Annotated in this window: 12 protein-coding genes and 1 tRNA gene; 9 read left to right on the top strand and 4 right to left on the bottom strand. The window is 62.2% G+C overall.

Going from position 1 to position 13,227, the window contains the following annotated elements; genetic code table 11:
• Positions 1 to 223: 223 nt before the first annotated feature.
• Both J8I26_RS15400 and J8I26_RS15395 read right to left on the bottom strand, forming a co-directional pair.
• Positions 224 to 877 (bottom strand): response regulator transcription factor, encoded by a 654-nt coding sequence (locus J8I26_RS15400; RefSeq protein ID WP_209607986.1) that lies wholly within the window; start codon positions 875 to 877, stop codon positions 224 to 226.
• A gap of 53 nt (positions 878 to 930) precedes the next feature.
• Positions 931 to 1,605: a sensor histidine kinase gene (locus J8I26_RS15395; RefSeq protein ID WP_209607985.1), complete on the bottom strand. Its 675-nt coding sequence runs from the start codon at positions 1,603 to 1,605 to the stop codon at positions 931 to 933.
• Between the two features lie 183 nt (positions 1,606 to 1,788).
• Here J8I26_RS15395 and J8I26_RS15390 point away from each other — a divergent pair.
• Positions 1,789 to 1,865, top strand: a tRNA-Arg gene (locus J8I26_RS15390).
• A 173-nt stretch (positions 1,866 to 2,038) separates the two neighbouring features.
• Here J8I26_RS15390 and J8I26_RS15385 read toward each other — a convergent pair.
• The gene (locus J8I26_RS15385; protein WP_209607984.1) at positions 2,039 to 3,817 is read right to left on the bottom strand and encodes a methyl-accepting chemotaxis protein; all 1,779 of its coding nucleotides are present in this window, start codon (positions 3,815 to 3,817) and stop codon (positions 2,039 to 2,041) included.
• 245 nt (positions 3,818 to 4,062) lie between these two features.
• Positions 4,063 to 4,470 carry a response regulator gene (locus tag J8I26_RS15380; protein ID WP_245200345.1) on the bottom strand — a complete coding sequence of 136 codons (408 nt, stop codon included), beginning with the start codon at positions 4,468 to 4,470 and terminating at the stop codon, positions 4,063 to 4,065.
• 450 nt (positions 4,471 to 4,920) lie between these two features.
• Here J8I26_RS15380 and J8I26_RS15375 point away from each other — a divergent pair, with 450 nt between their 5' ends.
• The 8 genes from J8I26_RS15375 (at position 4,921) to J8I26_RS15340 (ending at position 13,167) form a co-directional block, all read left to right on the top strand.
• Positions 4,921 to 6,036, top strand: a complete 1,116-nt coding sequence (locus J8I26_RS15375; RefSeq protein ID WP_209607982.1) for a patatin-like phospholipase family protein — start codon at positions 4,921 to 4,923, stop codon at positions 6,034 to 6,036.
• A gap of 163 nt (positions 6,037 to 6,199) precedes the next feature.
• Positions 6,200 to 7,876: a methyl-accepting chemotaxis protein gene (locus J8I26_RS15370; RefSeq protein WP_209607981.1), complete on the top strand. Its 1,677-nt coding sequence runs from the start codon at positions 6,200 to 6,202 to the stop codon at positions 7,874 to 7,876.
• A 150-nt stretch (positions 7,877 to 8,026) separates the two neighbouring features.
• Entirely contained in the window at positions 8,027 to 8,572 is a 546-nt protein-coding gene (locus J8I26_RS15365; RefSeq protein ID WP_209607980.1) for an iron transporter, read from the top strand.
• Between the two features lie 132 nt (positions 8,573 to 8,704).
• Positions 8,705 to 9,052 carry a cupredoxin domain-containing protein gene (locus tag J8I26_RS15360; RefSeq protein ID WP_209607979.1) on the top strand — a complete coding sequence of 116 codons (348 nt, stop codon included), beginning with the start codon at positions 8,705 to 8,707 and terminating at the stop codon, positions 9,050 to 9,052.
• A 200-nt stretch (positions 9,053 to 9,252) separates the two neighbouring features.
• Positions 9,253 to 10,125, top strand: coding sequence for an FTR1 family protein (locus tag J8I26_RS15355; protein WP_209607978.1), 873 nt, complete (start codon positions 9,253 to 9,255; stop codon positions 10,123 to 10,125).
• A 64-nt stretch (positions 10,126 to 10,189) separates the two neighbouring features.
• Positions 10,190 to 11,527, top strand: a complete 1,338-nt coding sequence (locus J8I26_RS15350) for a 4Fe-4S binding protein (protein WP_209608050.1) — start codon at positions 10,190 to 10,192, stop codon at positions 11,525 to 11,527.
• Between the two features lie 153 nt (positions 11,528 to 11,680).
• Entirely contained in the window at positions 11,681 to 12,019 is a 339-nt protein-coding gene (locus J8I26_RS15345; protein WP_209607977.1) for a zinc ribbon domain-containing protein YjdM, read from the top strand.
• Between the two features lie 140 nt (positions 12,020 to 12,159).
• Positions 12,160 to 13,167 carry a bile acid:sodium symporter family protein gene (locus tag J8I26_RS15340; RefSeq protein WP_209607976.1) on the top strand — a complete coding sequence of 336 codons (1,008 nt, stop codon included), beginning with the start codon at positions 12,160 to 12,162 and terminating at the stop codon, positions 13,165 to 13,167.
• Positions 13,168 to 13,227 lie beyond the last annotated feature (60 nt).

The following is a 13,227-nucleotide window of genomic DNA, read 5'->3' as shown; positions in this document are numbered from 1 at the left end:
GTTCTGTACCGGCAGGAGGCGCGGCCAGGCGCGCTGCATCCGTGCCGCCGGCCGCATTTCCCCGGTGCGGCGCAGCCTGATCGGGCCGTCCTGGAACGGCGCGAAAATGTCGGATCATTTTACGTCAAGCGTGTTTCGCGTGAGCGCTTTTTAAACCGGGAACAGAGACGGAAAAGCCCGTGAATAGGGCGTTCTGGAGGAGGGGATGAGGTGGCGCGGGAGCTTATTCGACCAGGTTGTTCTTCAGCGCGTAATGGGTCAGCTCCGCGTTGTGGCGCATCTTCATCTTGGCCAGCACCCGCGAGCGATACATGCTGATGGTCTTGACCGACAGCAGCAGCTCGGCGGCGATGTCGCTGACGGTCTTGCCGGAGGCGATCAGGACCATGGTCTGGTATTCGCGGTCGGAGAGGGTCTCGTGCAGCGGGGTGTCGTGGTCGAAACCGATCTGGTTGGCCAGTTCCTGCGCCAGCGAGGGGCTGATGTATTTGCGTCCCGAAGCCGCCTGGCGGATCGCCGCCAGCATTTCCGACGGTGCTACCTGCTTGTTCAGGAAGCCGGCCGCGCCGGCCTTGAGCGCGCGGATCGCGTACTGGTCTTCGCGGTGGATGGAGAGGATCAGCACCGGCAGCTGCGGTTGCTCCTTGCGGATCTGCTTGAGGATCTCGATGCCGCTGCGGTCGGGCAGCACGATGTCCAACAGCATGACGTCGCCATTGCCCACGCGCGCCAGCTTGATGGCCTCCAGCCCGTTGGCGGCGTTGCCGGCCACGACGATGTCCTTGGTGCCGGAGCAGATCTGGCGCAGGCCTTCACGCACGATGGCGTGATCGTCGGCGATCAGGACCTTGATGGCGGCGGGGGCTTTCTTGCTCATGGGCGGACTGCTTGTTTCCTCTCTATTGCGAGCCGATATTCTATAGCGTTCGCTCAGCGCGCGACAGGCATGTCAACCCTGATTACAGTGCCTTTACCTGTTGCGCTGTCCAGTTGCAGGTGCGCGTTCAGGGCCTGCGCGCGGCGTCGCATGTTGCCCAGGCCGTGGCCCCGGCCGGCAGCAGAGGCGGGATCGAAGCCGTGGCCGTCGTCCTCGATGCGCAGCGTGAAGAGGGTATCGGTGCGTTCGACCGTGATGCTGACGTTGTCGGCTTGCGCGTACTTGGCGACGTTGTTGAGCGCTTCCCGCACGATGCGAAACAGCGTGATCACTTCGAACTCGCCCAGCTCGTCGACGCCTTCGGCGCAGCGCTGGCGGCAGACGACGCCGGTCTGCCGGGTGAACATGCGGCTTTGCCATTGCAGCGCCTCGGCCAGGCCGAATTCGACGATGGGCGGGCACAGGTCGTCGATGATGCCGTGCATGGCGTCGCCGGCTTCGTCGATCAATTGCTCTGCGTATTGCGCCTGCTCGCGCGGCCGCTCCATTCCGCCTGCCTGGGCCAGGCTTTCGCGCAGCTGTCCCAGCGCCATCTTGATGCCGGTGAGGTGGGCGCCGAGTTCGTCGTGCAGGTCGCGCGCGATGCGGGCGCGTTCCTGCTCGCGGATTTGTTCGGCGAGGGACAAGGCTTCCTGGTCATGTTCGCCGGAGAGGGGATCCTGGGGCATGTCGGGCGTGGCGGCAAATGGAAAAGGCCCATCATATCCGCCACCGGCGGTCAGGTCATCAGGCGGCCGCAATAGATTTAATCGGCGCCAAGCGGGCAGGCAGGCGCTGTTTTTGATGCCATGCGAGAAATTTTACGAAGGGGCTTCCATTGTAGAAAACTCGCTGCTATAATTTCATTTTTCGCGGCTGTAGCTCAGCTGGATAGAGTACTTGGCTACGAACCAAGGGGTCGTGGGTTCGATTCCTGCCAGCCGCACCAGATATAAAGGGTCCATCGCAAGATGGGCCCTTTTGTCTTTTCTGCCTCCGCTTTTCTTCTCTTTGCCCCGTTCCTTCATTTCCCCGCAGTTGAGTGCCGCGGTGCTTGTTGCGCGCGCAAAGAAAACAGGCCGCAAGCGGCCTGTTGTTCATGCTGCGAAAAAGCAGGGAGGCTTAGAACTGCTCCCACGATCCGCCGTCGTCGTCGGTGCCGCCGGGCAGCTTGGATCCCGAGGCTGGCTTGGCGGGGATTTCCGGCTTCTTCGGCGTGATGTCGGCCGGGCGCTTGCGCGGCGGGGTCGACGGCGCCGGACGTGCGGCGAAGGTCTTGGCAGTCGCGGTTGTGGGTGCAGCAGGGCGCGGTGCGGCGGTGTGTGGAGCGTGCGAAGCTTGGGTCATGGCGGTGCGCTCCAGCTTGAAGACGCTGACGGTGCCGGTCAGTTTTTCGGCCTGCTCCTGCAGCGACTGGGCGGCCGCCGCGGCTTCTTCCACCAGCGCGGCGTTTTGCTGGGTCACTTCATCCATCTGCGAGATGGCGATGTTCACCTGCTCGATGCCCTGGCTCTGCTCCTGGCTGGCTGAGCTGATCTCGGCCACGATGTCGGTCACGCGGCGCACGCTGTTGACCACTTCGACCATGGTGCTGCCGGCTTCTTCCACCAGCTTGCTGCCTACGTCCACCTGCGCCACCGAACCCTCGATCAATTCCTTGATTTCCTTGGCGGCGGAGGCCGAGCGCTGCGCCAGCGAACGCACTTCCGAGGCGACCACTGCGAAGCCGCGGCCTTGTTCGCCGGCACGCGCCGCTTCCACCGCCGCGTTCAGTGCCAGGATGTTGGTCTGGAAGGCAATCCCGTCGATCACGGTGATGATGTCGGCAATCTTACGCGAGGACGCGTTGATCGAGCCCATGGTGTTGACCACCTTGTTGACTACGTCGCCGCCGGCGACCGCCACTTCCGAAGCTGACACGGCCAGCTGGTTGGCCTGGCGGGCATTGTCGGCGTTCTGCTTGACGGTGGAGGTCAGCTCTTCCATCGCCGAGGCGGTTTCTTCCAGCGAGCTGGCCTGCTGCTCGGTACGCGAGGAGAGGTCGAGGTTGCCGCTGGCGATCTCGGTCGAGGCGGTGGTGATGGTGCTGGTGCCCTGGCGTACTTCGGAGACGATATTGAGCAGGCTGTCGTTCATGCTCTTCAGGGCCGCCAGCAGCTGGCCGGCCTCATCCTTGCCGGAAGGCTGGATGTCGGCGGTCAGGTCGCCGCCGGCTACGCGCTGGGCCACCGACACGGCTTGCTCCAGCGGGCGGGCGATCAGGCGCGAGACCCAGACGGCCAGCGTCATGGCCAGCGCGATACAGACGATCAGCGTGCCCAGGATCCACAGGCGGGATTGCGCGTAGATGGCATCGGCCAAGGTGTTGGAGGCGTCGGCGCCCTTGTCGTTGACTTCAATGAGCTTGTCCAGATTCTGCAGCAGCGCGCGGTAGGCGCGGGTGGCTTCGCCGCGTTGCAGGGAACGTGCTTCCTCATCCTTGCCTTGGCGCGAAATGGCGAGGATCTTGTCATGCTCGGCGAGGAAACTGCTGATCAGCTTTTCGACTTCCGGGTACAGCGTTTTTTCCTCGGGCTCCGAAATTTGCGTCACGTACATCGCCTGCTGCTTCTTCAGGGTGTCGATCTGCTTCTTCGAGCCTTGCTCGATTTCTTCGTACTCCTTGGCGTCCTTGGCCAGGATGTGTTGCATCTCGAAGCTACGGATGCGCGCCAGTGTCAGCTGGAGGGTCGAGAGCGTGCGGATGCTGGGCAGCCAGTTGGTGGAGATTTCGGTCGAGGCCGCGTTCACCTTGTCCAGCTGTCGGATGGAGAAGGCGCCCAGAGCCGCCACCATGGCGACCACCACGAGGAAGGTTGCGATCAGTTTTTTGGAGATCTTGAGATCATAGAACCACTTCATTTTCCTTCTCCTTGTGTGATTACCCGGCCAGCCTTGCTGCTCCGGCACTGCAATGAATATTGCAAATAAAGCAATCGAATTCAAGAACTATCGAAGCGCAGCCACGCTAGTGGCGCGCATGGCACAACGCAATTCTCGAATTGACAATGTTGAAGAAAGTTTAAGGAAATGCGGTAGAAGAGAAAATCAGGATTTTCCCGGTAGGCTGTGGCAACGATGTTGCCGTGAGGAAGGAGAAGGAGAGTTTATTGTGCGCCTTGGCGCACTTGCAGCCAGTGGGCGGCGGTGTCGACCACCGCTTTCATGAACTCGCGCGCATCCACTGGTTTCAGCGCGTAGCCATTGGCGCCGGCGGCGTAGGCCTGGGCGACTTCGGGCTCGTCGTTGGAAGAGGAAAACATCACCACCGGCAGGTCTTGCGTGTGCGGATGGCTGCGCAGCTGCCGCAGGAAATCCAGCGCGTCCATGCGCGGCAGGTGCGACTCCAGCATGATCAGGAAGGGCAGTGACTCGGGCCGGTCGGCCGCATCTGGGGTGAACAGCGATTCGGCCGCCTGCTCGGCGTCCTCGAACCAGCCGAAGGAGCATTCAAGCTTGCTGCGCCAGACGGAGAAACGCGCCAACTCAACCGACTCAGGGCTGGGGTCGATCATCAATATGCTGGGGCGAGTCATTGCGGATGTTATGAGGGCGGCTGCTGATGTTTTTGGACAATGTCTCTGGCGAGTCAATCAAGTGTGACACAGAGAATTAAAGAAATCTATTGCAGATTATGCACGCCATTTTCAAGTGCAATCGCGAAGACATAGTCCAATTTAATTTCTTCCGGATAACGTATTTACCTTACAGAAAAATTACACCAAGCTGGTCTTACCGCTGAACGATCGTTCGCTTTCTTCTGTAGGGCATGTCCCGCCACTCTCATTAAATTTCTGAATGCCTGATATGCGAGAACTAAATCGCCGTATTTCATATTCCTGAATTGCTTTGCGGCTATATTTTCAGCGCACGCAATAGTTACGTAGCAGAGTAAGTTCTGCGCACGCAGTCATGTATGACGATGCCAGGGAAAGCATCGCTAAGCGCGCCTACAGGGGGTACACATGGGAAAAACAGAAGGCCAGGGGAAAAAGGCCCTGGTTATCGGGGGCGGCGCGCCGAATTCGACGCTGATCGCAGGCGCACTGGCCGCATTCCTCGCTGAGGGAATCGAGTTCGACGTCATCTCGGCTTCGGGCGCCGGCGTGCTGATGGGGCTGCTCTACACCGCGCCGCGCGACGTCTCGCCGCGCGAGGCGCTCATGCGCTGGGCCGAGGTGGGCGTGGCCGACAGCATCTACAAGCTGTTCCCGGTCAACTACAAAGTCTTCAACAAGCCCGGCGCGCAGGCCGAGAATTTCCGCGAGTCGATGATGGCGCAGATGAGTAAGCTGCCCACGCTGGGCGTGAATCCGTTCGCCGACATCTTCACTCATCATTTCGCCGAGGCCTCGGCCAAGTGGAACGACTGGATGCATCTGATGATGTCGGCGCTGTCGCCGTCCGATCTCAATTCCGGCAGCCTGGGCCTGTGCGCGCATCTGCCGTTCCTGGAGCAGTCGATCGACTTCGACGCTGTCGCGAAGATGCGCCCCGAGTTCTACATCAACGCCTACAACATCGACCGTCACCAGATGCAGATATGGAACAAGGACCAGATCACCGCGGCCCATGTGCGCGCCTCGCTGTCGTTCCCGTTCCTGTACGCGCCTACCGAGATCGACGGCGAAAACTTCATCGAGGGCGCCGCGCTCGACACGCTTAACTTCGACCCCTTCATCCCGGGCGACGACGGCGCTCCCGCGCGTGAGGCTGACGTCGACACGCTGGTGGTGCTCGACATCCTGGGCGAAGACCGCCTGATCCGCAAGCCGCGCAACCTGTACGACGCTTGGGTGCGCTCCATCATCACGCCGCTGGTCAAGATTTCCAAGGCCGAGCAGCGCCTGTTCGAGCTTGAACACAACACCAATCCAGCCACCGGCAAGCAGCGGCGCCAGATGCTCAAGGTCGACCTGATGAAGGACGTTCCCGAGCAGCACTGGCCGCAGGTGCTGGACTGGTCATCCTCCAACATGCAGCTGCTGTTCGACGTCGGCTATCGCGCCGGCATCGAGTTCTGTCGCACGCATGGCGATGCGCTGGGCGTGTCACCGAAGCAAGCGCCGCTGGCCGCATAAGCGCAGCCGGAGGCGGTTTCGCGGGCTACGCAAGACATCCATCAGCCGATCAAGGCAACAATAATATCCATCGAGGGGCCGCAGGCATCACGGTAGAGGGACAACAAGACGGCTCCGGGGCGACCCGGGATTCAATCAACATATTTTCGTGGACTTTTACATCATGACGATCACCAAGCGCCTGATCATCACCTTATCGACGGCCCTGCTAGCGCTGTTGTTTGTCGGCGCCGACGGCCTTTGGCAGTTGCAACGCTCGCAACAGCGCCTAGAGTTGATTCAGAACCGCATCATCCCCGGCATGGACAGCCTGAACCTGTTGAAGGGCTACCTGGCCGACTCGCGCCTGGCCGGTTACCGCCTGTCGGTGTTCGCCAATCTGTCCGACAAGAGCGGCCTGCAAAAGGCGGTGGACGCCGCCAACAAGTCGCTGGACGACGAGTTCGCCAACTATGAGCGCAACCTGGTCTTCGACGACAAGGACCGCGCCTTGATCCAGGCCGACAAGGCCAATATCGAAGCCTATCGCAAGGCGCTGGTGCCGTTCTTCGCGGCTGCCTACGCCAACGATATGGACGGCGTGCGCGCCACGCTGCAAGCCGGTACGCCGCTGGCGATCTCGGCCGGCGCCGCCAAGAAGGGCTTTGACGACCACATCCTGATCTATCGCAAGATGATCGACGCCATCAAGGCCGAGAGCGACGAGGCTTATGTCTTCGCTTTCCGCACCATGATCGCCGTGATCGTGGTGGCGGTGCTGCTGACCGGCTTGCTGGGCATGCAGGTGCTGCGCAACGTCAGCCGCAGCCTGGGCAAGATGCAGCAGAACTTCGAGCACGTCAGCCAGACCCTGGACCTGTCGCGTCCGGTGCCGGTGGAACGCATGGATGAAGTCGGTCGCACCGCAGCTGCTTTCAACAAGCTGCAGGCGCGTATCGTCGAGGTGGTGACCACCACCCGCAGCTCGACCGACTCGGTGAGCGTGGCCGCGCGCCAGATCGCCGCCGGCAACGCCGACTTGTCGGCGCGTACCGAGCAGCAGGCCGCGGCGCTGGAAGAAAGCGCCTCGAGCTTGGAGCAACTGACCTCGGTGGTGCAGCAAAACAGCGAGAACGCGCGTGAAGCCAACAAGCTGGCGCAATCGGCATCCAACATCGCTTCGCAAGGCGGCGACGTGGTGCGCCAGGTGGTCGACACCATGAACTCGATCAATGACTCGTCGCGCAAGATCGTCGATATCATCGCGGTGATCGACGGTATCGCCTTCCAGACCAACATCCTCGCGCTCAATGCGGCGGTGGAAGCGGCGCGCGCCGGCGAGCAGGGTCGCGGCTTTGCCGTGGTGGCCTCCGAGGTGCGTTCGCTGGCACAGCGTTCGGCCGCCGCCGCCAAGGAAATCAAGTCGCTGATCGACGACTCGGTGGACAAGGTCGGCACCGGCAGCAAGCTGGTCGAGCAGGCCGGCACCACCATGGCCGAGATCGTCGACAGCGTGGCGCGCGTGACCCAGATCGTGGGCGACATTTCCGACGCCAGCCAGGAGCAGAGCTCGGGTATCTCGCAGGTCAATCAGGCCATTTCGCAGATGGACCAGACCACTCAGCAGAACGCCGCGCTGGTGGAAGAGGCGGCCGCCGCCGCGGCAGCGCTGCAGCAACAGGCCGAGACGCTGGAGCAGGTGGTCAGCGTGTTCAAGCTGGAAGGCCGCCTGCCGGCGCCGGCCAAGGTCGTCGCTGCTCCGGTGACGCGCAAGGCAGTGGACGTCACCCCCAAGACCGCGCGCATTGCGGCTGATGGAGGCAACGTGAAGAAACTGGAAATGGATCTGGAAGAGTTCTGATTTTTTTCTTTCCTCGGCTCGAAAAAAGCTCCCCGCAGGGAGCTTTTTTCATAGTAGGTCCCAATCCGCGCCAAGGGTGTGCCCAGGGTATCAAATGATGTTACACTTAATGCTAATCATTATCATTTGATCGACCAGGAGAACTCAAAGATGATTGGTATCAAAAAACTCGCCGTCGCAGCAGCATTGATGGCATGCACCGCCGGTGTCGCCATGGCTGCCGAATACCCGATCGGCAAGCCGCAGATCCAGAACGGCTTCGAAGTCAACGCCGTCTATCTGCAGCCTGTGAAGATGGAACCGGAAGGCATGATGCTCGACGCCGCGAAGTCCGACATCCACCTGGAAGCCGACATCCGCGCCGTGGCCAAGAACCCCAACGGTTTCGCCGAAGGCGACTGGATGCCTTACCTGGTCATCAAATACGAACTGACCAAGGCCGGTTCGACCAAGACCATCAAGGGCGACATGATGCCGATGGTGGCCAACGACGGTCCGCACTACGGCGACAACGTCAAGCTGGAAGGCCCGGGCAAGTACAAGCTGAAGCTGACCATCTCCTCGCCGCAAGCCAACGAGCACGCGCACTTCGGCCGTCACGTCGACAAGGAAACCGGTGTGGGCCCGTGGTTCAAGACCTTCGAGCTGACCTACGACTTCACCTTCGCCGGCATCGGCAAGAAGGGCGGTTACTGATCCGCCTGCCGGCGTGAGGAGGCCGTGTCTCCCCATGCGCTGGCATCGCCTGATCACGCAGTGTGAACGCCGGCTGGCTGGAGCCTCTTCTTCAGCGCAGCCGGTTTCCTTTTTCTGAGTACCGGAGAGTCCATGTTCTTACCCAAAGCACGATTGGTGCGACTGACGCTGGCAGCAGCGCTGCTGGCGGGCGCTTCGCTGGCCTCGGCCGCCGAGCTGGCGACCTTCAAGCTGGAAATGCAGGACGGCAAGCTGATCCCGCCGCGCATCGAAGTGCCGTCCGGCCAGCGCATCAAGATCGAGATCCACAACATCGGCAAGTCCGCCGCCGAGTTCGAGAGTATCGAGCTGCGCAAGGAAAAGGTGCTGGCGCCCGGCGCCCAGTCCTTCGTGGTGATCGCTCCGCTGCGTCCGGGCGAGTACAAGTTCTTCGACGACTTTCACCTGAACATGCCACAAGGTGTGATCGTCGCCAAATAAGCGGGTGACTGCACCGGGGCGCATACCGATGGCCCTAACGGAGGATGCTGATGCCGCACCGGATCGCGCCCGGATGCGGCAGCACACAAGAGGCGGCACACGCCGATGCGCGGGACGCGAGGAGCACAAGCGTCGCCCGGCGCCGCTTGAGGCGGGCCGGATGGTTTGAATCAAACAAGCTTTGCAAGGGAAGGACTTCAATGGGACAGGTCATGTTCATCGTCTGGCGCGAGAGCGTCGAGGCGCTTCTGGTGGTCGGGATTCTGTACGCCTGGCTGAAAAACGGCGATGCCAGCGCACGACGCGGCTTGCCTTACCTGTGGAGCGGCGTGGTCGCCGGCGTGCTGCTGGCTGCTGCACTGGGCGCTGCACTGCTGGGCTTCTCGGAATTGCTGTCGGGCGACGCCCAGACCTACTTCCAGATAGCCATCGTGTTGATTGCCGCCGTGCTGATCGTGCAGATGGTGTTCTGGATGCGCAAGCATGGGCGTACGCTCAAGAAAGACATGGAAAGCTCCATGCAGGCCAGCGTGGACAGCGGTAGCTGGTGGGGCGTGTTCGTGCTGGTGGCGCTGGCCATCGCGCGCGAGGGCAGCGAGACCGCCGTGTTCCTGTACGGCATCGGGTTGGGCCAGCAGGACGCCAGCACCGGTTCGCTGATCCTGGCCGGGGTGATCGGGTTCGGCCTGGCCTTCCTGACTTTCTACATCCTGCAGCTGGGCGGCAAGATCTTCTCCTGGCGCCGTTTCTTCCAGGTTACCGAAGTGATCCTGCTGCTGCTGGCCGCCGGTCTGCTGGTGACCGGCGTCGAAAAGCTGTTCGACGTGCTGCTGGAAAGCTCCGACGCGCTGGCCTCCGCCGACTGGACCATGACCCTGACCGCGCCGGTGTGGGACACCTCGGGCCTGCTGGATGACTCCTCCACGCTGGGCAGCCTGATCTCCACGCTGACCGGTTACCGCGCGCGTCCGGCGTTGCTGTCGGTGATCGTCTATGCGGTGTATTGGGTTGTGGTATGCTCGGCGCTTTATCGTAAGCCGAAGCCTCAGCTGAAGAGGCAAGAAGCAGTCTGAGCCAGCCCGAGTGATGAATACCAGTACGCAATCGCCGACCCTGCTCTCGCGTACGGGCGACTGGATGCGTCGCAACGGCGCATCCATCCGCGCATTGCAGTGGATCGTGGTGGCGGTTTACGCCTTCCTGATCCTGGTGCCGGTGTTCCTGCCGCTGCCCGACGAAACCGCCCACCTCTGGTCCAATATCACGCTGATCGCCCAGTTTGCCTTCTGGGGCATCTGGTGGCCTTTCGTCCTGGTCAGCATGGTGCTGATGGGGCGCGTGTGGTGCGGTGTGCTGTGCCCGGAAGGTGCGCTCACCGAGTTCGCCAGCAAGCATGGACGCGGCCGTGCCATTCCCAAGTGGATGCGCTGGGGCGGCTGGCCGTTCGTGGCCTTCGCCCTCACCACGGTGTACGGCCAGATGGTCAGCGTCTATCAGTATCCCAAGGCGGTGCTGCTGGTGCTGGGCGGCTCTACCGTCGGCGCCATGATCGTCGGCTACCTGTACGGTCGCGACAAGCGCGTCTGGTGCAAGTACCTGTGCCCGGTCAATGGCGTGTTCGGCCTGCTGGCCAAGCTGGCGCCGCTGCACTACAAGGTCAACGAAGACGCCTGGCGCGTCTCCTACCATTCCGAACACAAGATCATCCCGGTCAACTGCGCGCCTCTCGTGCCCCTGCGCAACATGAAGGGCGCGTCCGACTGCCATATGTGCGGCCGCTGCGCCGGCCATCGCGACGCCATTGCATTGACCTTCCGCCCGCCGGCGGTGGAAGTGGTCAAGTTCGGCAAAACCCAGAACAACCTGTGGGAAAGCGTGCTGGTGCTGTATGGTCTGCTGGGCATTGCCATCGGCGCCTTCCACTGGACCGTTAGCCCCTGGTTCATCGCCGTCAAGCAGGAGATCGCCACCTGGCTGATCGATCGCGACATCATGTGGCCCTTCGGCACTCAGGCGCCGTGGTGGCTGTTGACCAATTACCCGCAGCAGAGCGATGTCTTCACCTGGCTGGACGGCGCCATGGTGGTCGGCTACATCATGACCACCGGTTTGGTACTTGGCACCGGCGTGGCGCTGATGTTCGCGCTGGCCACACGCCTGCTGGGCAAGTGGGAGTGGAGCCGCTTCAATCACCTGGTGCAGGCGCTGATTCCGCTGGCCGGTTGCGGCGTCTTCGTCGGCCTCTCGGCCACCACCATCAGCCTGCTGCGCGCCGAGCACTGGCCGGTGTACTGGGCCAACGATGTGCGTGCCGCGCTGTTGTCGGTAATGACGCTGTGGAGCCTGTGGCTGGGCTGGAAAGTGATCGCGCGCCACACCGGATCGTGGGCGCTGCGCCTGATCACGGTGCTGCCGGTGATCGGTGGCCTGGCGCTGGTCAACTACGCCTGGCTGCTGATGTTCTGGCTCTGGTAAGGCGGGTGGAACCGATATCCAAACGGCAGGTTTTCGCAGGAAGCCTGCCGTTTTTTCTTGCCGGGCCTGCGCAGGATCATGGTCGGACGCGATGGCGGCCGGTACAATCCGCTGCTTTTTTCTCCTCCACTTTCTCCATTGTCAGGATTACCCATGAGCGCCTTGCCTTCTTGCCCCCAATGCCGGTCCGAATTCACCTATGAGGACGCCGGCATGTTCGTCTGCCCCGAGTGCGCGCACGAATGGACCGCCGCGCAGGCGCCCGCCGCCGAGGAAGCGCGCGTCTGGCGCGACGCTGCCGGCAATGTGCTGCAGGACGGCGACACCGTCACCGTGATCAAGGACCTCAAGCTCAAGGGCGGCGGCGGTGTGGTCAAGATCGGCACCAAGGTCAAGAATATCCGCCTGGTCGACGGCGACCACGACATCGACTGCAAGATCGACGGCTTCGGCTCCATGGGCTTGAAGACCGAGTTCGTCAAGAAGGTTTGACCGGCCGCGCAGGCCAAACCGGCGGCGGTGCAGAACTGCCGCAGCGTGGGCGCGAGTCACGTAGAATGTCGGTTTTTCGGAGCGGCCCGGCCGCGCCCGATCTTCATCACATCAAGACCGACCTTAAAAAAGACAACGCCATGGCACGTCCGCGCTTCCTTCCCGACAACATGACCTTGCTGCTGATCGCCGTGGTGGCGACAGCTTCCGTATTGCCCTGTACCGGCGACGTGGCCGTCGCCTTCGACGGGCTCACCACCTTCATGATCGGCCTGCTGTTCTTCATGCACGGCGCCAAGCTCTCGCGCGAGGCGGTGGTGGCCGGCTTCACGCACTGGAAGCTGCACGTCACCGTGCTGCTGTGTACCTTCGCCGTGTTCCCGCTGATCGGCCTGGCGTTGAAGCCGGTGCTCACCCAGTTCATCACGCCCGAGCTGTATCTCGGCCTGCTGTTCCTGTGCGTGCTGCCGTCCACCGTCCAATCCTCGATTGCCTTTACCTCGGTGGCGCGCGGCAACGTGCCGGCGGCGATTTGCGCGGCCTCGGCCTCCAACCTGCTGGGCATCTTCCTCACGCCCTTGCTGGTGGGCGTGCTGGTGGTGGCGCATGGCGGCGAGGGACACGCCTCGCTGGACTCCATCCTGAAGATCGTCTACCAGCTGTTGCTGCCCTTCGTGGCCGGTCAGGTCGCGCGACCCTGGATCGGCCGCTGGATCGAACGCAACAAGTCCTGGCTCAAGTTCGTCGACCAGAGCTCCATCCTGCTGGTGGTCTACGTCGCCTTCAGCGAAGCGGTGGTGCAGGGGCTGTGGAGCCAGGTGCCGGTCAGCATGCTGGTGTCGGTGCTGGTGATCAACGCCGTGCTGCTGGCACTGATCATGTTCATCACCACCTGGGGCAGTCGCCGGCTCGGCTTCAACAAGGAGGACGAGATCACCATCGTGTTCTGCGGCTCCAAAAAGAGCCTGGCCTCGGGTGTGCCGATGGCCAAGGTGCTGTTCTCCAGCGGCGCCATCGGCATGGTGCTGCTACCGGTGATGCTGTTCCACCAGCTGCAGCTGATGGTCTGCGCGGTGCTGGCGCAGCGCTACGGCGCGCGCAAGGAGGAGGCGCAGGCCGCCGTCGCAACCGAGAGCGCAGGCGACTGAAGCCTTTTTGCGCGCCCATAAAAAAACCGGCCCGAGGGCCGGTTTTTGTTTGAGCCGCCG

The sequence above is a fragment of the Herbaspirillum sp. LeCh32-8 genome (assembly GCF_017814915.1).
GTDB lineage: Bacteria > Pseudomonadota > Gammaproteobacteria > Burkholderiales > Burkholderiaceae_D > Herbaspirillum.
This window is presented reverse-complemented; position numbering and strand designations above follow the sequence as displayed.